This window comes from Rhizobium sp. FKL33 (assembly GCF_005222915.1).
Lineage (GTDB): Bacteria > Pseudomonadota > Alphaproteobacteria > Rhizobiales > Rhizobiaceae > Rhizobium_E.
On sequence record NZ_STFX01000040.1, the window covers coordinates 17,032 to 37,021 of the forward strand.

A 19,990-nucleotide genomic window follows, 5' to 3' on the forward strand; every position below is an offset into this window, starting at 1 on the left:
ATCAATATTTCAGATTTTCCGCTTGATTTCAATCCTGATTCCGGCATTGTTGACGACAACATGCCACGAGACACAAAAGGCATAGGGGAACTGTGAATGGGAATGACACATCTCCGCCGCGGGAGCGCGGACGATGCCGGCTGAACCGCGCGCGCACTCCGCAAAGGGCGGAGACTGGCAATTGTCGAGCCGCGCGGCCGGCCTTCTGCTGATCTCGCCGACCGTTCTCTACGCGCTGGCGCTTCTGGCGCTGCCGATCCTTATCGTCCTGCTCTACAGCGCCTGGAGCCAGGATTACCTGACCATCGACAAGACTTTCACGCTCGCCAATTACACGACGGCGCTGACCGATCCGATCTATCGCGATCTGCTTTCCCGCTCGCTGGTCATCTCGCTCGCCACCAGCGCGATCACCGTGGCGATGTCCTATCCGATCGCCTGGTACATTTCCTTCCATGGCGGCTATCGCAAGAACCTGCTGCTGTTTCTCGTCACCATCCCCTGCTGGACCAGCTACCTGCTGCGCGTCATGGCCTGGAAGGTGATCCTCGGCTATAAGGGCGTGCTGAATGGCGGGCTGCTCAGCCTCGGCCTGATCGACCAGCCGCTGACCTCGCTGCTCTACAACGCCAATTCGGTGCTGATCGCGCTCGTTCATTCCTGGGCCGCTTTCGCCATCATCCCGATCTTCGTGTCGCTGGAAAAGATCGATCGTTCCTTGCTCGAAGCCTCGCGCGATCTCGGCGACAGCCGCTTCAGGAGCTTCCTGCGCGTTGCGCTGCCGCTCTCCATGCCCGGCGTGATCTCAGCCTTCCTGATCGTGATGATCCCGACAGTGGGCGATTACGTGACGCCAAAACTGGTGGGTGGCAAGGAAGGCGTGATGATCGCCGCCGCGATCGAGGCGCAATTCGGCAAGGGCAACAACTGGCCGCTTGGCGCGGCGCTGTCGGTCACCACCATGATCACCGTGTCGCTGAGCGCCGCAGTCGTCGTTCTCTTGCTGAAATTGCTGGCGCGGAGGATCCGATGAAGAGCGTCAGGCTGCCTTTCCTGTCGATCTATCTGGTCGTCTATCTCGTCTTTCTCTATGCGCCGATCCTGGTCATCCCGGTGTTTTCCTTCAACGCCGCCGCCGCCCCCACCCTGCCGCTCAGCGGTTTCACGCTGAAATGGCACGAAATGGTCTGGGGGAACGCGCAGATGTTGCGCGCCGCCCTCAACAGCCTGATCGTCGGCCTGTCGGTGTCGCTTCTCACCACCACGCTCGGCGTTCTCGCCGCCCGGGCTCTCTCCCGCCATCGCTTTCCGGGCCAGAAGGCGGCGAGCGGGCTGATCATGGCGCCGCTGTTTCTGCCTGAAATCATCGTCGCCGTATCGCTGCTGACGATCATCCTGTCGCTCGGCTTTTCCGCCTCGCTGATTGCGGTGATCCTCGGCCACACCGTCTTCTGTCTGCCCTACGCCATGTCCGTGCTGACCGCCGGCTTCCAAAATCTCGATCCGTCGCTCGAGGAGGCGTCGCGCGATCTCGGCGAAACGGCGTTCGGCACATTCCGGCGGGTGATCCTGCCGGTGGTGTCGCCGGCGATCGTCTCCAGCCTGCTGGTGTCCTTCACCATTTCCTTCGACGAGTTCATCCTGGCCTTCTTCCTGTCCGGCTCCGAGCCGACCTTGCCCGTCTATATCTGGGGCCAGCTTCGTTTCGCCGCGCGCCTGCCGGCCGTGCTGGCGCTGGGCTCCATCATCCTCGTCCTGTCGATCGCGCTGCTCGCGATCGCCGAAATCCTGCGCAAGCGAGCCGAAGACCGACTGACCGCCATGGGAGCGCCCTGATGCAGACTGACATGATCGAGATCCGGCAGGTCAACAAAAGCTACGGCATATACAAGGCGTTGACCGACATCGATCTCACCATCGCCAGCGGCGAATTCTTCTCGCTGCTCGGCCCGTCCGGCTGCGGCAAGACCACGCTTCTGCGCTCCATCGCCGGTTTCGAGCATCCCTCATCCGGCGAGATCCGCATCGACGGCGAGGAGGTGAGCGCGCGACCGCCCAATCACCGCCCGGTTAATATGGTGTTCCAGAATTACGCCATCTTTCCGCATCTCGATGTCGCCGACAATGTCGCCTATGGCCTCAAGCGCCTGCGGCTCGATCCCCAGGAGGAAAAGCGGCGGATCGGCGAGGCGCTGGAACAGGTCCGGCTCGGCCCGCTCGGCAAGCGAAAATCGCATGAACTCTCCGGCGGCCAGCGCCAGCGCGTGGCGCTCGCCCGGGCGCTGGCGCTTCGCCCCAAGGTGCTGCTGCTCGACGAGCCGCTGTCGGCGCTCGACAAGAAGCTGCGCGAGGAAATGCAGTTCGAACTCCGGCAATTGCAGAAAACCGTCGGCATCACCTTCGTGCTGGTCACCCATGACCAATATGAGGCTTTGGCGATGTCGGACCGCATCGCGGTGATGTTCGATGGCCGCATCGCCCAGGTCGCCACGCCCAAGGAAATCTATCAGCGCCCCCTTACCCGCCGCATCGCCGCCTTTCTCGGCGGCATGAATTTTCTCGCCGCCGACATCATCGCCGATCATGGCGCGGAGCTCGTGGTGCGCACAGGCAAGTTCGGCGAGACAAAGTTGGAAAAGCCCCGCGGCTTCCAGGCTGACGGCGGTCAGGCCACGATCGGCATTCGTCCGGAACGGCTGCGCATCCTGTGGGAGAGCGACACAGACGCCCATAGCCTTTCGGCGCGGGTGATCAATCGCGCCTATTTCGGCGAAGTCACCCATCTCGACGTCGCCATCGAGGGCTTGGAGCAACCTGTCACGCTGATCGAGACCAATGCGTTCGGCGCCGACGATCTGCCAGTCGGCGCAGAGGTGCGGGTCGCTTACGACCCCGAGGGCTTTGTGCTGTTGGGCGATGAGGCGGCGCAGCCACGCTGAGAAGATCTTGAAAGATCAGCGGTGAAAACGCTTTCGCATCGCTTCTGCGGTTGCGATCCAGTCCGCGCCCATGTGATAGGCCCGGAGAGCGTCGAGCGGATCTTCATTATCGAGCCGGGAACAGATCCTGTAGATCTCCAGCACCTCGTCCGGCATCTCGCCTTGAAGATGAAATTGCATCGCCGCCGCATAACGCGCCCGCCCCGACCATTCCACGCCGGTCGGGGTCAGGATCTGACGCCAGAAGTCGAGATCATCCTCCGCCATCGCCGATCCTAGGTCAGCAAGGGCGGGGTGGCGGAGCGGCGGGGCAGCTTGATGAAGGGACGCGGCGCGATCTTCACGCGCTTCATCATCTTGGTGTAGCCGAGCTCATTCAGCGCATAGATTTCCGCCCAGAGATCGCCGGTGATTTCGGTTCCGAAGGGGCGGCGCAGACTGGCGATCGCGATGGTCTTCTTGAGAAGCGGCGACCAGACCGAGGCGGTGATCAGGCCCGCCTCCTTCTTCTTGCGGTGATAGATGAGCGCGAGCGGCGCCGGCGTATTGCCGTCGATTTCCAGTCCCACCAGCACATGCTTGAGCGTTCTATCACGGCGCGCGGCGAGAATAGCGCGGCGGCCGTTGAAATTGGGCTTGTCCAGATCGACCATCCAGTCCAGGCCGATCTCGTCGGGCAGGCGCAGCCGGTCTTCGCGCAACGCCGTCTCCGCCGTCACGAAATCGGCATTGGCGACGATGAAGCCCGCCTCGATGCGGGTGCGGTTGAGCGCGTGATAGCCGATGGCGCGCAGCCGATGGCGATCCGCCTGTTCCCAGAGCCGGTCCCAGAGCGACAGAGCAAGATCTGAAGGACAAAACAGCTCATAGCCGAGATCGCCAGTGAAGCCCGTGCGGGATATCAGCACATCGCGGCCAGCATGGGGAAAACTGCCGATTTCGAAGGGCTTCAACCGCTCGACGCCTGAAAAACCGGCGTCGGACAGCAGTGCGAACGACGTCGGACCCTGCAGCGCGAGGCCCGCCATAGCAGTGGTTTCATCCTCGATCACGACATCGAAGCCGACAGCGCTGTCGAGCAGCCAGGGAAGATGCCGTTCCTGCGAACACAGGCGGAAATCCTGGTCTCCCAGCCGAAACAGCGTGCCGTCATCCAGCACATGGCCAAAATCATCGCACCAGGCGGTGTAGTGAACCCGCCCCGGCTTGAGCTTGCGCACGTCGCGCAGGGTCAGACGGTTGAGAAAAGCCTCGGCCTCGCGCCCGCGAATGCGGTATTTGGTCATCGGCGAGATGTCGAACAGCGCGACCGTCGACCGGATTGCGAAATATTCCAGTTCTTCGTCGTCGATCGACCCGGGCGCCTTGAAGCCGGACCATGAATACCAGTCATTCTCCATCGACAGGGCTTCAAGCCTGGGCAGGAAAGGCGTCGGCTCCAGATTGACGAGCGCATGGCCACGGCTGCGCGCCAAAGCGTTCTGCGAAAGCGCCTGTGTCATCGTCCGCCTCCTCTGGATAGAATATGCCGGGCAGCATTATAGCCGGGAAGACCGGAAATCCCGCCGCCGGGATGCGATCCCGCGCTGGCCAGGAACAGACCCGAGACCGGCGTGTCGTAACCGGAAGCGCCGTAAGCCGGTCGGTTGAACAGCATCTGATCCACCTGCAATTCCCCATGATGCCAATGCCCGCCGGGCATGGCATAGATCTGTTCGATATCGGGCGGAACGAGAAGCTCCGCAGCGAGTACGGAGGATTTGAGCCCGGGCGCATAAGCCTCCAGCCGATCGAGGACACAGTCGAGAAACGCCGCGCGCCCGGTTTCCCAACCCTGCTTGAGCGCATAGGGCGCGAACTGGATGACAGCCGATAAACTGGCCTTGCCCTCCGGCGCCATGGAGGGATCGCTGACGCTGGGCAGCACGATTTCCATGACAGGTTCGGGGGAGAACTCGCCATATTTGGCCGGATTGAACGCCCGTTCCACCTGATTGATCGATGGCGCGATCACCAGCCGCCCCGACAGATCCTGTCGCGCCACGCCGTGGAAATCCGGACTACGATCGAGCGCGAGATTCAATTTGGCGGCATCGCCTTTGCTGCGGATCTTGCGGATCGCGGTGGACAGGCCCGTGTCGACCTCTCCGGGCGGCAGCAGGCAGCCGAACGTCACGCCGGGATGAATGGCCGAGACGACAACAGGCGCGACAAGCCTTGCGCCGTCGGCAAGTTCGACGCCGGTCACGCCGTCCGAACTGGTCAGAATGCGGCTGACCCGCGCCCCGCTTCGCAGATCTGCTCCATGTGACTTCGCCGCCGCGATGAGCAGATCCGTCACCGCGCCCATCCCGCCCTTCGGCACGATCTGGCCGCCGGCCGCGCCCAGGCTTTCGCCGGCCAGCCGGTAATAGAGCCCCATCAGCGAGGTCGGTGATCTCGGACCGAGATGAACGCCGAGCGTGGCGTCGAAGGCGAGCAGACCTTTCAGCCGGTCGTCTGTCAGATGCTCGTCGAGGACATCGGCGACATTCATCAGAAGCATCCGCGCGAAGTCGCGCCCGAAATCGCGGCCATGCCGGATGAGCGACAATCCCGCCAATCCGAAATCAACGAGATCGCCGACCGCGAACTTGCCCGGCATCGGCGGCCGGCGCGCCTGAAAGCGCTTGAGAATTCCCGACTGCGACAGCAACAGCGCCCGCAATTCTGCGAATTTTCCTGCCTCTGCGTCGCTCACGCCTCGCAACCGTTCGCCATAGGCGCCGTCGAGCATGACAGCCTCGCCATCGGCGCCCAAGGCGACCGTCGACGCCAGCCGATTTCCTAGCCGCGAGAGATCGAGACCCAGCGCCCGCTCGACTTCGGGCGCAAGCCGGTTGAGAAGATGCGCGAGGCCGCTGACCCGAAAGCCTGGATGGAACTCGCGGGTGACGGCCCCGCCGCCGAACCGGTCGGAGGCCTCAATGCAGACGGTGCTGCGTCCTGATTTCGCCAGCATGGCCGCAGCGACCAGGCCGTTATGGCCGCCGCCGATGATGATTGCGTCATAGGATGTCATGGGCCGGGCTCATATGGGTGCGGGGCAGTTTGAGATCGCGCAGCACTTCGGCCGCGGCATTGTAGCCGGGCGCGCCCATCACGCCGCCGCCGGGATGGGTGGAGGAGCCGCAGAGATAGAGCCCTTTCACCGGACTGCGATACTGCGCGTATCCGGGCACCGGGCGGTTGAACAACAACTGGTCGAAGGTCAGTTCGCCCTGAAAGATATTGCCTTCCGTCAGGCCGACTTCGGCTTCGAGTTCCCGAGGCGTGCGCACCTCCATATGCAGGATACGGTCGCGGAATCCCGGCGAATAGTCGGCGATCTGAGAGATCACGGTTTCGGCGAAAGCGTCGCGGTCGGCGTCGGTCCAGTCGCGCCCTTCCACCTTGGGTGGGCAATATTGCACGAAACAGCTCATGAAATGCTTGCCGGGCGGCGCCATGGTCGGATCGAGCGTCGTCGGGATCATCGCGTCGAGGAAGGGATCAGCCGACCAGCGCCCGTCTTTCCAGTCGTCATAGGCGCGCTCGATGCGCTCGACCGTATCGGTGAAATGCAGATCGCCCTTGATGGCATGGCAGCCAGGAGGCAGCGCGGGAAAGTCCGGCAGGCCGTCGAGCGCGATATTCACCTTGCCAGAGGAACCGCGCATCTTGAAATGCTTGACGCGATGGACAAAGCGCTCCGGAAGCTCCTTCTCGTCCACGAGCTTCAGGAATGTCCGCTTGACGTCGGCGTTGGAGAGAACCAGCCGGCCCCTCACCTCGTCGCCATTGGCGAGCGCCACGCCTTCCGCTTCGCCATTGCGGATGATGACCTTGTCGACTTCCGCGCCGGTGCGGATATCGCCGCCGGCAGCCTGGAAGGAGGCCGAAAGCGCCTGGGTGATCGCGCCCATGCCGCCGCGCGCATAACCCCAGGCGCCGACGGAGCCGTCGACTTCGCCCATATAGTGGTGCAGCAGCACATAGGCCGTGCCCGGCGACATCGGCCCGAGGGCCGTGCCGATGATGCCGGAGATCGCCAGATAGGCTTTGACGACCTCGGTCTCAAAATATTCGTCGAGAAAATCGGAGATCGACATGGTCCAGAAACGCGTCGTCCGAGCAAATTCCGCGGCGCTCATATCGCCTACCTTGCGGGCGAGAAACAGCAATTCGCCAATATCGCGTGGCCGGAACGAGAAGGGATCGGGCGCCGTCCGCATCAACAACGGCTGGATGAAACGGCACTGCCGGGTCACATCACGGGCGTAGCGGTCATAGGCTTCCGCGTCGCGGGCGGAATAGCGGGCGAATTCCCGCCGATGGCGGTGATGATCGCGATAGGAGGAGAGATAGCCGCCGTCCCGCGTCAGCACAGCGCCGCCTTCATAGGCGACGATCTGCAGGCCGAAGCGCGGCAGTTCGAGATCGCGCATGATCTCGGGCCTGAACAGCGAGCAGACATAGGAACAATTCGAGTAGAACACCTCGTCGGCGAGCTTGCGCGACGTGGCCGCGCCGCCCACCCAGTCATTCTTCTCGACAACCGCGACCTGAAGCCCCGCCCGCTGCAGATAGCAGGCTGCGACAAGGCCGTTATGGCCGCCGCCGATCACCACGACATCATATTTCTTCATCAGCATCCCCACCGAAGTGATCAAAAAGATGCATGAACGCCATAGGCTTGTCCATGTATTTTGAATGATCATTCAGCAAGCATCTTGCAAAGCCATGAAATCGCGCTAAGATTTTTGACAGAAGACAGAACGGCGATGGGACCTGGAATGAGCCGCTCGGCGCATGCGCAACATCCAAGCTTCGGCGGAGCGCCCACACTGCGGCGCGCGGCGATCCGCGCCGCCTTCGCACATCAGCTTGACAGGAGCCCCGCTTTTGCGCCTCAGATGGAGGGATACGAAAGAGCGGGGCGCGCCATGCGCTCGGCGGGCGCAACGCGGGCGAAGAGAATGGATACTGCCGAGCCGATGGCGGGCGAAAAGAAGAGCCGCAAGGCTTCCAAGGAAATACGCAAGCAGCAGTTGATCGAGGCGACGATCGATTCGCTCGCCAAGCGCGGCTATGCAGAGACGACGCTCGCCAATGTCGCAGACGGCGCGAAACTGTCGCGCGGCATCGTCAACTTCCATTTTGAGAGTAAGGAAAACCTGCTGATCGCCACGCTGCAATTCATGGCGGACGAATATGCCCAGCATTGGTCGACAGCTTTGGAGAAGGCCGGACCCAGCGCCGCCGAGCGGATGTGGGCGCTGGTGGCGGCGGATTTCGACCGGCGGATGACCACCAAGCGCAAACTCGCCGCCTGGTGCGCTTTCTGGGGCGAGGCAAAGTCGCGGCCGACCTATCAGGCGCTCTGCGGCGCCCGCGATCTTAATTATCAACGCACCTTCGAAGATCTGTGCGCCGAAATGAGGATCGAAGGCGGCTACGCCTATGACGCGGAATCCGCGGCGCTCGCCATCTGCTCGTCGATGGAAGGCCTGTGGCTGCGCCTGATGATGAGCGACGGCCTCACCCGCGAGGCGGCGCACAAGGCGGCGATCGAATGCATTATCGGCTTCTTCCCCAAGCATATCGGCAGGGAAGGCCCCATCAAGACATAGACGTCAAACCAAAGAGGAAAGGCGGAAGAGCATGCTGACTTCACTTCGCAGATACGGGCTCATCGCCCTCGCATCATCCGCCGCCCTCCTGTTCGCCCTGCCGGCGTCCGCAGCCAATCTCACCGTGTTCGACTGGTCGGGTTACGAGGATCCTGCCTTCCATCCTGCCTATACCGCCAAGCATGGCGACGAACCTGATTTCACCTATTTCGGAGACGAGGAGGAAGCCTTCCAGAAGCTTCGTTCCGGCTTCAAGGCCGATCTCGCCCATCCCTGTTCGCAAAGCGTGGCGAAATGGCGCGACGCCGGTCTTTTGGAACCCTTGGACACCTCCAAGCTTGCCAACTGGAACGATGTCCTGCCCGGAATCGCGGCCATGAAGGATCTGATGACATCGTCAGACGGCAAGGCATGGTTCCTGCCCTTCGAATGGGGCAATTCGCTGATGATCTACCGCACCGACACAGTGAAACCGGAAGAGGTGACCACGCTCAAGGCCTTCGCCGATCCCAAGTTCAAGGATCGGATCTCGATCGGCGACAATGTCGACGACGCCTATGCACTCGCCAGCCTCGCCATCGGCCTCAAGGACTGGTCCAAGATGACCGACGCGCAGTTCACGCAGGCGTCCGCCTTCCTGCGCGAGGTGCATAAAAACGTGCGTCTTTACTGGACGGAGAATACCGATCTGAGCCAGGCCATGGCGAGCGGCGAAGTCGATCTCGCCTGGGGCTGGAACGAGACCGCCACGACGCTGGAGAAAGACGGCCAGCCGGTGGCGACCAACGCCAACCCTGCCGAGGGCCACTCCACCTGGGTCTGCGGTTATGTAAAGCTGAAGGGCAGCGAGGCTCCCGCGGAAAACGCCTATGATTTCCTCAACGCCGTCAGCAATCCTGACATCGCCGCCTATCTGGTCGATTCCTGGGGCTATGGTCACGCCAACGCCAAGGGCATGGCGGCGGTCGATCCGGCCATTCTCAAGGCGAAGGGCTATGCCGACGTCGGCAATTTCGTCGCCAACACGCTGTTTCAGTCGCCCTTGCCGATCGCGTTGCGCGAGAAGATGATCGCCGAATTCGAGAAGATCAAGGCAGGGTACTGAACGGCGACGCCCTGAGGTGCCAACTCCTATCTTGGTTGGTCTGAGCCCGTCGTCATGTCGCCGGAGTGGAATCTCCGCCTGTAGTCCGCGGGCGTCAGCCCGACGATCCGCAGAAAGATCTTGCGGAACGACGCCGGGTCGCGATAGCCGCATTCCCAGCCGATCTGGTCGATGCTGGCGGCGCTGGTCTCCAGCCGTCGCCGCGCCTCGGCGACACGCATCTGTTGACAATATTCGATCGGCTTCAGGCCCAGCGCTTTCTGAAAGCGCCGGAGGAAAGTCCTCTGCTCAAGCCCGGCGACGCCAGCCATTTCCTCTACGGAAACCTCGCGTGAAAGCCTGCTCTCAAACCATTGCTGCGCCTTCAGAATATTCGGGTCGCCATGATCCCGGCTCGGCCTGAAATCGCTGTAATAGCGCTGCTCCCGACCCGGCGGGTCGATGAGCAGGAAGCGCGCTGTCTCGATCATCGCTTCGGCGCCGAACAGCCGCTCGACGATGAGCAGACCGAGATCCGTCCACGCCATCAGGCCGCCTGCCGTGATGATGTCGCCTGCCGTCACCAGCAGCCGGTCCGGCTGGAGCGCGATATCGGGAAACATGGCGCGGAAGTCGTCGACCAGCGCCCAATGCGTGGTTGCCGGCTTGCCCTCAAGCAGGCCTGCGCGCGCCAGAAGGAATGCGCCGGCACAGACCGACGCCAGGATCGCCCCCTCCTCGCGTTGAGCCCGAAGCCATGGCAACAGTGGCGCGAATTCGTCGCCGACCGGCGGCTCTCCCCGGCTGGGCGGCAAGAGGATCGCCGTCAGCGGCGCTTTTGCGAACGTCTCCTCCGCTCCTTCCGTCAGCATAACGCCGGTCGCGACATCGAAGAGGAGACGGCTGACCACCAGCTGCGGCGACGCTTCCGGGCGACGCGCGGCCAACAACTCCTCAGCCACGTCGAAAAGATCGGCAAGCCCAAGGGCTGCCGACAACTGCGCCCCTCTATAGGTGACGATGCCGATATGCGCCGCGCCATGCCGTCTCATCTGTCCGAATTGCCCCTTGGATTGTCAGTTCCGCCAATGGCAATCTGCTCCGTCGCAGCTACATTCGCAAGCGGAACAGCATAAGGAGACTTCCATGAGCAAGACCGCGCTGATCGTGATCGATCTTCAGAACGACTATTTCGAAGGCGGAAAATTCCCGCTCCACCAGACGGACGCCGCCGCCGCCAATGCGGCGCGCCTGCTCGACGCAGCGCGGCGAAAAGGCGATCTCGTGGTGCACGTCCAGCATGTTTCCGGAGAAGCCGACGCGCCTTTCTTCGCTCCCGGCACGGTGGGCGCCGAGATCCATGCAACCGTCGCGCCGAAAGAAGGTGAGCTCAAGATCATCAAGCAGCAGATCAACGCATTTCTTGGCACCGATCTCAAGGCCAAGCTCGATGAAGCGAGCGTGGACGCGGTCACGATCGCCGGCGCCATGAGCCATATGTGCGTCGACGCCGCCACCCGCGCCGCTTCCGACTACGGCTATTCGGTCACCGTGATCCATGACGCGACAGCCACCCTCGATCTCGAATTCAACGGCGAGATCACGCCGGCCGAAAAGGTGCAGACGGCGATGATGTCGGCGCTCGCCTTCGGCTATGCTCAGGTGGTGTCGACCGACGCCTATCTCGCCGCCTGACGCCAAAGCGCGGGACCCAAGTTTCCTCGGGCCCGCGCATCTTTCAGAAGCCCTCGAGAACGATCTTGCCCTTGGAACGACCGCTTTCGATGCGCGCATGCGCAGTCTTGAGATTGGCGGCGTTGATGGGCGACAAGACCTCGGTGACCGTGGTGCGGATGCGCCCCTCATCGACGAGGCGGGCGACCTCGGTCAACAATTCCCCCTGCCGCGCCATATCAGGCGTCTGAAACAGCGAACGGGTGAACATCAGTTCCCAGTGAACCGATACGGACTTCCGCTTGAAGCCCATGATGTCGAGCGCTTCGGGATCGTCGATCAGGCCGAACCGCCCCTGAGGCGCAATCAGCTCCACCACATCCTTGACATGCCGATGCGTCTCCGTGGTCGAGAACACGTAAGACGGCGCGCCAAGTCCCAATGCCGCGAGTTGCGGCGCAAGAGGCCGGCTGTGATCTACGACGTGATGGGCGCCGAGTTCCTCTGTCCAGGCGCGGGTCTCCGGCCGGGAGGCCGTCGCAATCACGGTGAGATCGGTCAAGGCGCGAACCAGCTGGATTGCGATCGACCCCACGCCGCCGGCGCCGCCGATGATCAGGATCGCGGGCGCGCCGCCCGGGACGCGCTTGCGGATGTCGAGACGGTCGAACAGCATTTCCCAGGCGGTAATCGCCGTCAGCGGCAGTGCGGCGGCCTCGGCGTTGCTGAGCGTTGCAGGCTTGCGGCCGACGATGCGTTCGTCGACGAGATGAAATTCGCTGTTGGCGCCCGCTCGGGCGATCGAACCGGCATAGTAGACGGTGTCGCCGATCTCGAAATTCGTCACGTCGTCGCCCTTTGCTGCGACGCGACCCACGGCGTCCCAGCCCAGCACTTTCCACTGACCTGTTTCCGGCGTCGCCGAACGCCGCACCTTGGCGTCGACGGGATTGATGGAAACCGCCGCGACTTCGACCAGCAGATCCCGCCCCTTGGGGACAGGATTGGGGAGTTCGATATCGACCAGAGCATCCTCCCGATCGATGGGGCCGGCCTGCTGATATCCGATGGCTTTCATGTTCTTCTCCTGAACCTTGGTTGAATGATCTCGTATATGCGGCTAACCTCTTAGAAGGAGAATACATACAAAATTCGCCTATAGTGTCGAAAAGGATACCGTCATGGCCAAGGCTCGCCATTCGCGCTTCGACTGCAGTCCCGGATGTTCCGTAGAGGCGGCGATCGCCTTGATAGACGGCAAGTGGAAATCGGTGATCCTGTTTCACCTGATGAACGGGACCCTGCGCTTCAATGCGCTGAAACGGCATATTCCCGATGTCACGCAGAGAATGCTGACCAACCAGCTGCGTGAACTCGAAGAGGACGGTCTGATCATCCGCACCGTCTATGCCGTTGTGCCGCCCAAGGTGGAATATTCGCTGTCGCCGCTCGGCGAGAGCATGATCCCCATTCTCCTGGCGCTGAAGGCCTGGGGCGACGCCAATATCGGCCGCTTCGGCAAACCGAAGCCTGCCGAGATTACTCAAGAGCAGGCAGCATGACGGACAGGGTCTGCTTGACCATCAGAAGGAGCGGCCCTAGATCCGAAGCATGAAGATCGCCTTCTATGCGCCGCTGAAGCCCGTCGATCATCCTGTGCCCTCCGGCGACAGGCTGATGGCGCGGCTATTGCTGGCGGCGCTGGCGGCTCTCGGCCATGACGTCTTCGTCGCCTCTTCTCTTCGCGCCTACCTCAAGGAGCCGGATGCGGCAGCCTATGCGGAACTGCTTCGACAGGCGTCGGCGGAGCGTGCGCGTCTTGCGGACATATGGCGCCAGGAGGGGACGCCCGATCTCATTTTCTGCTATCACCCCTATTACAAATCGCCTGACCTCCTCGGCCCGGAACTCTGCCGCGCATTCGACATCCCGTACATGACGGCGGAATGCTCCTATTCGGCGCGGCGCAATATCGGTGTTTGGGCCGACAGCCAGGCGCGAGTGAAGGAAGGCATCGATCTCGCCGCCGTCAATATCTGCTTCACCGACCGGGACCGGCAGGGTTTGAAAGAAACGTCTCCCGTATCCGTCACGGCGATGTTGCCCCCCTTTCTCGACCCGCGCCCGCCAATCGAGACGCAACCGACGCCGGAGCGCGGGCGGCTCATCACCGCGGCAATGATGCGCGACGGCAACAAGCTCGATAGCTATCTGATGCTGGCCAAGGCGCTCGACCAACTCGGCGATCTCAATTGGCGGCTCGACATTGTCGGCGACGGCCCGATGCGTTCAGTCGTCGAGGCGGCATTCGCGCATTTCTCCCCGAAGCGAGTCGCTTTTCATGGGTTGAAGAGCCGGGAAGAGCTGACAACGATGATGCTGCGCGCATCCGTCTTCCTCTGGCCGGGTTGCCGCGAGGCCTATGGGCTGACCTATCTCGAAGCCCAGGCGGCTGGTCTGCCGGTCGTCGCCCAGAGGGACGGCGGCGTGCCGGAAGTGGTGATCGCAGACCGGACAGGAATTCTGACCGATGCAGGCGATCTTGGCGCCTATGCTCAGGCTATCCGCTCCCTCCTGACCGATGAGCGACGCCGCGCAACGCTTGCCGAGGAGGCCGCCCGGTTCGCGCGCGAAGAACGCTCCTTCGACGCGTCGACGACGCGCCTCGGCAAAATTCTCGAAACCCATATCCGCAAGGCTTGATCGATGAGCACCTGGACCGCGCTGAACGATGAACTTTCCGTCTGGGCCGATGCGGGTCGCGTTGCGCCTTTCTGGCTGCGGGACGACGACGCGGTCGAGCCCACGCCGGCACTGGAGCAATTGATCGCGCTCACAGCCGATCGCGGCGTCCCGGCCACGCTGGCGGTTATTCCTGAACATACGGGCGAGGCCCTCGCTGAGTCGCTTTCTGGAGCTCCCGTCCTTTCGGTCGCGGTCCATGGCTGGTCACACCGCAGCTACGCACTTTCGGGCGAAAAGAACCAGGAATTGGGTTCGCACCGACCGCTCAGCAATGTGCTCGGCGAACTTTCCGCAGGGCTCGACAAACTTCGGATCCTCTATCCCGAACGCAACGTGTCGATGCTCGTGCCGCCCTGGAACCGCATCTCGCCAGAGATTGTCACCGAACTGGGCCGTCTGGGTTTTGAATCCCTCAGCGTCTTCGGTCCCGAGAAAAGCGCCGCCGTCAGGCTGATCAACACCCATGTCGATCTCATGGATTGGCATGGAACGCGGGGCGGCCGCGAGGATGCGCCGCTGCTTGCGGAGATCATTGCCCGGCTGAAAACGATCCGAGACGGTGATGGTGTGATGGGCTTCCTGAGCCATCACCTCGTGCATGACGAAAAGGCGTGGTCTTTTCTCGCTCGGCTCATCGAAACCGTCGACCGGCATGCCGGAGCAGCCTGGATCGATCCCGCAACGCGCTAAGCGGCAGACGCCTCAGACGTCGATGACCTGACCTTCCCAGACCGAGAAGGCTCCTGGGAAATTCTCCGACGCCATGTGATCGATGGCCCTCAGAGCCTTATCCGTGCGCAGGGGAGAGTGATGAATGAAGCCGACCCTCTGCGCGCCCGCGGCGCGGGCGAGGCGAATGCCGTGTTGCCAGGACGAATGGCCGTAACCGACATAGGTCGGCATTTCCTCGTCGGTATAGCTGGTGTCGTAGAGGAAGAGATCCGCGCCTTCGATCAGCGCCAGCACTTCCGGATCGAGCACACCTGGCACATGCTCCGTATCGGTGATGATCGCCACCACGCGCCCCTGCCATTCCACACGATAGCCGATCGAACCGCCGGGATGATTGAGCATGCCGGTTCGGATCGTCACGCCCGGATAGGGCTGCAGAACGTCATGCGGCATGAAATCACGACAGTTCAGATTGGCGCGGCACGCCTTCACTTCGATAGGAAACCACGGCGGCCGAATGAATTCGGTGATAATCTCACGGGTGGTCATTTTCCCGCTGGTGTGGCCCGACCACACCGTCACCGAGGACCGAGGATCGTAGATCGGCGAGAAATAGGGTAGCCCGATGATGTGATCGTAATGGCAGTGGCTGAAAAAAAGTTGGCATTCGGACGCGCCTTCCGCCAGGAGCGCTTTTCCCGCCGGCAGGATGCCGGAACCGGCGTCGAACATCAGCCTGTGATCGCCGCACTGCAATTCGATACAGATCGTGTTGCCGCCGTAATGCTGGAATTCCGGGCCAGACACAGGCAAACTGCCCCGAACGCCCCAAGCGCGCAGTCTAAACTTTGTGTCCGCAGCTCCGCGTCGAACGTCGTCAAGGCTGCCGCCCGGCCGACAATCCAGTTTTCTGCCAACGAAATTCGCTACTGCCATTCGCAAGCATTCCTTTTTCCCGATTTTTGGGAGGCTAGCGCATTAAAAAGGCGAATGCGAGCAAAGTTCATCTTGTTCCGCCCGCCTTACGATAAATTCATGCGGTTAATGAACGCTTTTAATCTGGCTACGAGCTTCGGTCAGTTCGGTGGTGGTCCGGTTCAAACGATCCGCAAGCACGCGCATGATCTCGATCGCCATATCCGGATAATCCGCGATCAGCTTGAGGAACACATCCTTACGGATCCGCAGCGCCTCCAGCGGCGCAGATGCGCGCACGGTCGCCGTTCGGGTGATATCGCAGAGAATGGCGATTTCGCCGACGATCGTATTGTAAGGGAGCTCCGCGACCTTGATTTCTCCATTCGGAGAATCGGTCAGAATATCGGCCCGCCCAGACAGGATGACATAGGCGGCGTCGCCCGCGTCTCCCTGGTGAAAGACTTCCTCGCCCGCGCGGTACGTCACACGATCGGATGCAAACGCCAACAGTTTCAGCTTCGAAGGAGCAACCCTCGAAAACAGTGGAACTTGCCTCAAACTCTGTACTTCGTCCTGTAACATCATGGCTCCCTTCGCGGACGCGCGGTTAGCATCAGAGCATGAACAGTTTTATGACACAAGCTCCTTGAAAACGCCGTTGCTCCGCATAAGCGCGTCATGGGTCCCCTCCTCCACAAGCTTACCCCTGTCAAACACCAGAATCCGATCGAAGAACGTCGCCATCGACGTGTCGGACAGCACCCAGATCACCGTCGGCTTGTCGCCCCGCTCATCGAACAACTTGAGCACATTGCGCAGAATCTGGTTTTTTAGCCGCGCGTCGAGGCTGGCGAGCGGCGCGTTCAGCACATAGCAGCTCGACCGGCGGATCACGGCGCGGGCAAGATTGAGCTTCTGGCGCTGCACCATGGTCAACCTGCGTCCCCCTGCGCCGACATTGTAGTCGAGCCCGATCGACAGGACCTGCTCGTAGAGACCCAGCGAATGCAGGAGTTCCGCGAGGATCTTGCGGATGCGTTCGGCTCCGTCGGGATGCTGATGGCTGATGCGGCCGACCAGCACATTGTCCATTAGATTGGCGGCGAGCATGAACTTATGCGGGTCGTAACGCTCGAGCGCGCCCGTCAGTTCGGGGGGAAGACCAGCGTAGAATTCGTGACGCGCCTCCACGATCCGCGTCATCAGATCACGGGTCAGGAGGCCGAAACGATGCCGCGGCTCGATGTAGAAGAAGCTCAACCTGATGATCTGGACGCGGTCGTCATCGGCGATATCTTCAAAACGCTTACCCCGAAGTCGCTGCAGAAGCTGTTGATATTCCGGGACCTCGTCGGCGGTCATGAAGGTCAATTGCTGGAAGAAGGGGTGGTCCGGCGGCAGATCGCCGAACAGATCCACGGCGTTCTCCGCGATCGCAAAGCCCATCTTGTAGAAGGTCAGATCGAGGCCGGTGCTGCGCATGAAAGACAGGAAGTACTTGTTCTTTCTGAGCGCCGGCCCGGTCATCTCCGGTCCGACGGCGGTCCCGAACAGCAGATTTTCACCCACCGTCGCCTCTGTGTTGTAGCTGTCAGGCTCGAAATAGACGACCAGATCCTTGAGCCCGTTGTGTTCGAGTTCCTGTCGCAAGGCGCGGCGGATATCGACGATGCGTTCGGCGACGTCAGGATATCGCGCCGGATCCACCGTCGTGCGTATGGCGAGATCGAGAATGTCCCGCGATAGCTGCACAGCGTCGAGGATCTCCGAGATCTGCCGGGAGAGATCCTCGGGCCCGCTCGCGCCGGCGGCGCGATAATCGACCCAGTCGCTATTGATGTCGTAAAGCGGGTTCCCCGCCTGCTTGGCCTCGGCCAGCGCCCATTTGCGATACTTCGTCGCCTCTTCGTCATAGACGGCTTCGGCAAGTGGCGCATGCTTCAATCCGTAAAGCAGGTTGTCGCGCAGCGTGCCCTGGAACATATAGGCGTCCGACGCCGCATAGGTGATGTGGCGGCCCGTCACCGATTCGGGCAGAATCCGAATATCCTCGCCGCCGAACAGGATGCGACCGGAGGTCGGCCAGAGGATGCGGCCGAGCGCTTCGGCGAGAGCTTCGCCGCCCGCCGCGGCAGAACCGACCAAGGCTACGGTTTCGCCGGCATGAATGGTTGCCGAAACGCCTGTCAGCAATTGCGCGCCGCTGTCGTCGGCGAGCGACAGATTGGCCGCCGCGATCGAAGCGTCGGCGACCGGTTCCGTGGTGAGAGCGAGCTTCTGAATGTCGGGCTCGAGCATGTCCTCAACGGAAAACTGCTCGACCACCTGCACATATTTCACCTGCACGTCCTGCCGCGTCTGGTCCCAGTCGATCAGATCCTTGAGCGGGCCGGGAAGGTCCTTGTAGGCGCTGATGACGGCGACCAACTGACCGACGTCGAGTTGGCCTTTCAGCGCCAGATATCCGCCGATCGAGTAGAACAGGAACGGCGTGACCGAGGCGAGGAAATTGTTGATGAACTTGACCAGAAATTTCCACTGATAGAGGTCGTAGCGGATCTTGAAGATCTTGCCGAGCCGTTCGGCCACATCGGCGCGCTCATAATTCGACGTGTCATACGACCGGATCGTGTGAATGCCGTCGAAGATTTCGCTGACGCGACCCGACAATTCCCGGGCGGTCAATTGCCGCTCGCGGCCGAGAACCAGAAGCCTGCGGCGCATGCGCGGAATGATGAAGCCCTGAATGCCGACCATCAGCGCGGCGACGATGCCCAGCCAGAGATTCTGCACCAGGATGAAGACGAGGGCCGTCAGCGCCTGGCCGCCCAGCATGGCGGGCGACACGAAGGCGTCGCCGGTGAACCCGCCGAGGGGCTCCACCTCGTCCTTGATCATGCTGGCGACTTCCGCGCCCTTGACGCGCTTGAACTGCCCGGGCGGGAACCTCAGGACCTTGTCGACCAGATCGAAGCGGATGCGGCGCAGCAACCTTTCGCCGAGCCGGCCCTTATAGGTGTTTATATAGAGCTTGAAGAGGCCGTTGATCACCACGAGCAGCAGGAAGACGAGGCTGAGCGCGAACAGCATCGACATCCGGTCCAGCTCGACGCCCGGAAACAGCGTGACTTCGCCGATATAGGGCAGGTCGAAGGAAATGTGCATGAACAGTTGAGTGGCGCCGGCGCCCTCGAAACCGTCTCCCTGGATCGGCCCGTTTACGATCTGCTTCGGCAGATCGAAGGACAGGAAATAGGGCACCATCGACACCGCGACGACCAGCAGGATCCAGAGTTGCTGTTTGCGCGTATTGTTCCAGATGTAAGCGAGCAAGCCTTTTTCCATGGATGCTCCTTATCGCGCCAGGGACAATGATAGGTCTAGGAGACTGAAAAACAGCCGGTCCGATTTATGCGAGACGGTGTCGGCGAGGCCAAATCGCTGTCGTCGCGCTCGTCTGCCGCCGCAAAGGCCGAGTTCGATCGTGGATCCATCACGCGCCGGACCCGTGTCTCCGCCTGGTCTCAACGCCGCCCCTCCATAATATCCTGCCCGGCCACTAGCGAAGCGCATCCTGAAGCCTATCTATTCATAAGACGCAAAACAGCAACTTGCACCACGAAATTTTTTGAGCCCCATGACAAGTCAGCATTCCGACGCTTCGTTCTCCCGCGAAGCTGCATTCGATCTTTTGCGCGGCGTGAGCGCCTTTACGCATAGCCCCCTCATCAAAGGCCTCGCCGAAGTCGTCGCCCGCCATCCCGACGCCGAGATCGGCGTTGCGTTCAATCACAAACAGATAGCCTGCAAGATGTGGGCGCGAGACGCAGTCTATGAAACGATCGGCGGCGAAATCGGCACGATCCTCGTGCTCGGCGGCTGGTATGGCGTGCTGGCGGGCATCCTGTTCGACGATGCGCGCTTCACGATCGGCAAGATCGTCAGCGTCGACATCGACGAGACGGTGGCGTCAGTGGCTCGCACCCTCAACGGCGCATGGATCGACCGTTTCAACGCCCTTTCCGAAGACATGTACGCCCTGCCCTATCAGGATCATAAGGCCGATCTGGTCGTCAACACGAGTTGCGAGCACATCGCCGATCTCCGCGGTTGGCTCGACTTGCTGCCGAAGGGAACGCGCGTCGTTCTCCAGTCGAACGACTATTTCAGCGAACCGACGCATATCAATTGCGTGGCCTCTCTCGACGCGTTCAAGGAGCAGGCGAAGCTCTCCAGGCTCCTCTACGGCGGATCGCTGCCGCAGAAGAAATATACGCGCTTCATGCTGATCGGCGAGGTCTGAGGCC

19 protein-coding genes are annotated in these 19,990 nt (G+C 61.7%); 10 read left to right on the forward strand and 9 right to left on the reverse strand.

Going from position 1 to position 19,990, the window contains the following annotated elements:
• Window positions 1–133 precede the first annotated feature (133 nt).
• From E8Q41_RS22310 to E8Q41_RS22320, 3 genes are read left to right on the forward strand one after another with little or no spacing between them, the layout of a single operon-like run.
• Window positions 134–1,033 carry an ABC transporter permease gene (locus E8Q41_RS22310; protein ID WP_137157781.1) on the forward strand — a complete coding sequence of 300 codons (900 nt, stop codon included), beginning with the start codon at window positions 134–136 and terminating at the stop codon, window positions 1,031–1,033.
• Complete coding sequence (locus E8Q41_RS22315) at window positions 1,030–1,836, forward strand: ABC transporter permease (protein WP_137157782.1); 807 nt, start codon at window positions 1,030–1,032, stop codon at window positions 1,834–1,836. Before E8Q41_RS22310 ends, E8Q41_RS22315 begins: the two co-directional genes overlap by 4 nt.
• Window positions 1,836–2,939 carry an ABC transporter ATP-binding protein gene (locus E8Q41_RS22320; RefSeq protein ID WP_348640033.1) on the forward strand — a complete coding sequence of 368 codons (1,104 nt, stop codon included), beginning with the start codon at window positions 1,836–1,838 and terminating at the stop codon, window positions 2,937–2,939. The genes E8Q41_RS22315 and E8Q41_RS22320 overlap by 1 nt, the downstream gene beginning before the upstream one ends.
• 15 nt (window positions 2,940–2,954) lie before the next feature.
• On the opposite strand, the gene E8Q41_RS22325 is transcribed toward E8Q41_RS22320, so the two are convergent.
• The 4 genes from E8Q41_RS22325 to E8Q41_RS22340 are packed head-to-tail and all read right to left on the reverse strand — an operon-like array spanning window position 2,955 to window position 7,606.
• Entirely contained in the window at window positions 2,955–3,206 is a 252-nt protein-coding gene (locus tag E8Q41_RS22325; protein WP_137157783.1) for a hypothetical protein, read from the reverse strand.
• An 8-nt stretch (window positions 3,207–3,214) separates the two neighbouring features.
• Window positions 3,215–4,441 (reverse strand): aminomethyltransferase family protein, encoded by a 1,227-nt coding sequence (locus tag E8Q41_RS22330; protein WP_137157784.1) that lies wholly within the window; start codon window positions 4,439–4,441, stop codon window positions 3,215–3,217.
• Entirely contained in the window at window positions 4,438–6,000 is a 1,563-nt protein-coding gene (locus E8Q41_RS22335; RefSeq protein WP_137157785.1) for an NAD(P)/FAD-dependent oxidoreductase, read from the reverse strand. Before E8Q41_RS22335 ends, E8Q41_RS22330 begins: the two co-directional genes overlap by 4 nt.
• Complete coding sequence (locus tag E8Q41_RS22340) at window positions 5,987–7,606, reverse strand: NAD(P)/FAD-dependent oxidoreductase (protein WP_137157786.1); 1,620 nt, start codon at window positions 7,604–7,606, stop codon at window positions 5,987–5,989. Before E8Q41_RS22340 ends, E8Q41_RS22335 begins: the two co-directional genes overlap by 14 nt.
• A 330-nt stretch (window positions 7,607–7,936) precedes the next feature.
• Here E8Q41_RS22340 and E8Q41_RS22345 point away from each other — a divergent pair, with 330 nt between their 5' ends.
• Both E8Q41_RS22345 and E8Q41_RS22350 read left to right on the forward strand, forming a co-directional pair.
• Window positions 7,937–8,590, forward strand: a complete 654-nt coding sequence (locus E8Q41_RS22345; protein ID WP_246660294.1) for a TetR family transcriptional regulator C-terminal domain-containing protein — start codon at window positions 7,937–7,939, stop codon at window positions 8,588–8,590.
• A 31-nt stretch (window positions 8,591–8,621) separates the two neighbouring features.
• On the forward strand, window positions 8,622–9,695 hold the full coding sequence (locus tag E8Q41_RS22350; RefSeq protein WP_137157788.1) for an ABC transporter substrate-binding protein: 1,074 nt from the start codon (window positions 8,622–8,624) through the stop codon (window positions 9,693–9,695).
• Between the two features lie 26 nt (window positions 9,696–9,721).
• Here the strand turns inward: E8Q41_RS22350 and E8Q41_RS22355 are convergent, their stop codons facing one another.
• The gene (locus E8Q41_RS22355; protein WP_137157789.1) at window positions 9,722–10,726 is read right to left on the reverse strand and encodes a GlxA family transcriptional regulator; all 1,005 of its coding nucleotides are present in this window, start codon (window positions 10,724–10,726) and stop codon (window positions 9,722–9,724) included.
• 94 nt (window positions 10,727–10,820) lie between these two features.
• Between E8Q41_RS22355 and E8Q41_RS22360 the strand changes: the two genes are divergently transcribed.
• Window positions 10,821–11,369 (forward strand): cysteine hydrolase family protein, encoded by a 549-nt coding sequence (locus E8Q41_RS22360; RefSeq protein ID WP_137157790.1) that lies wholly within the window; start codon window positions 10,821–10,823, stop codon window positions 11,367–11,369.
• A 43-nt stretch (window positions 11,370–11,412) separates the two neighbouring features.
• On the opposite strand, the gene E8Q41_RS22365 is transcribed toward E8Q41_RS22360, so the two are convergent.
• Window positions 11,413–12,426, reverse strand: coding sequence for a zinc-binding alcohol dehydrogenase family protein (locus tag E8Q41_RS22365; RefSeq protein ID WP_137157791.1), 1,014 nt, complete (start codon window positions 12,424–12,426; stop codon window positions 11,413–11,415).
• Window positions 12,427–12,529: 103 nt separating this feature from the next.
• Between E8Q41_RS22365 and E8Q41_RS22370 the strand changes: the two genes are divergently transcribed.
• From E8Q41_RS22370 to E8Q41_RS22380, 3 genes are read left to right on the forward strand one after another with little or no spacing between them, the layout of a single operon-like run.
• Complete coding sequence (locus E8Q41_RS22370; RefSeq protein WP_137157792.1) at window positions 12,530–12,910, forward strand: helix-turn-helix domain-containing protein; 381 nt, start codon at window positions 12,530–12,532, stop codon at window positions 12,908–12,910.
• Window positions 12,911–12,959: 49 nt separating this feature from the next.
• Window positions 12,960–14,051 (forward strand): glycosyltransferase, encoded by a 1,092-nt coding sequence (locus tag E8Q41_RS22375; protein WP_137157793.1) that lies wholly within the window; start codon window positions 12,960–12,962, stop codon window positions 14,049–14,051.
• A 3-nt stretch (window positions 14,052–14,054) separates the two neighbouring features.
• Entirely contained in the window at window positions 14,055–14,783 is a 729-nt protein-coding gene (locus E8Q41_RS22380; RefSeq protein ID WP_137157794.1) for a polysaccharide deacetylase family protein, read from the forward strand.
• A 12-nt stretch (window positions 14,784–14,795) separates the two neighbouring features.
• Here the strand turns inward: E8Q41_RS22380 and E8Q41_RS22385 are convergent, their stop codons facing one another.
• The 3 genes from E8Q41_RS22385 to E8Q41_RS22395 all read right to left on the reverse strand — a co-directional run bounded on the left by E8Q41_RS22385 (window position 14,796) and on the right by E8Q41_RS22395 (window position 19,028).
• Complete coding sequence (locus E8Q41_RS22385; protein ID WP_246660295.1) at window positions 14,796–15,572, reverse strand: MBL fold metallo-hydrolase; 777 nt, start codon at window positions 15,570–15,572, stop codon at window positions 14,796–14,798.
• Between the two features lie 234 nt (window positions 15,573–15,806).
• The gene (locus E8Q41_RS22390) at window positions 15,807–16,268 is read right to left on the reverse strand and encodes a cyclic nucleotide-binding domain-containing protein (protein ID WP_137157796.1); all 462 of its coding nucleotides are present in this window, start codon (window positions 16,266–16,268) and stop codon (window positions 15,807–15,809) included.
• A 45-nt stretch (window positions 16,269–16,313) separates the two neighbouring features.
• Window positions 16,314–19,028, reverse strand: a complete 2,715-nt coding sequence (locus tag E8Q41_RS22395; protein ID WP_137157797.1) for an ABC transporter ATP-binding protein — start codon at window positions 19,026–19,028, stop codon at window positions 16,314–16,316.
• Window positions 19,029–19,320: 292 nt separating this feature from the next.
• On the opposite strand from E8Q41_RS22395, the gene E8Q41_RS22400 reads away from it, so the two are divergent.
• Window positions 19,321–19,986 carry a class I SAM-dependent methyltransferase gene (locus tag E8Q41_RS22400; RefSeq protein ID WP_137157798.1) on the forward strand — a complete coding sequence of 222 codons (666 nt, stop codon included), beginning with the start codon at window positions 19,321–19,323 and terminating at the stop codon, window positions 19,984–19,986.
• Window positions 19,987–19,990: the final 4 nt, after the last annotated feature.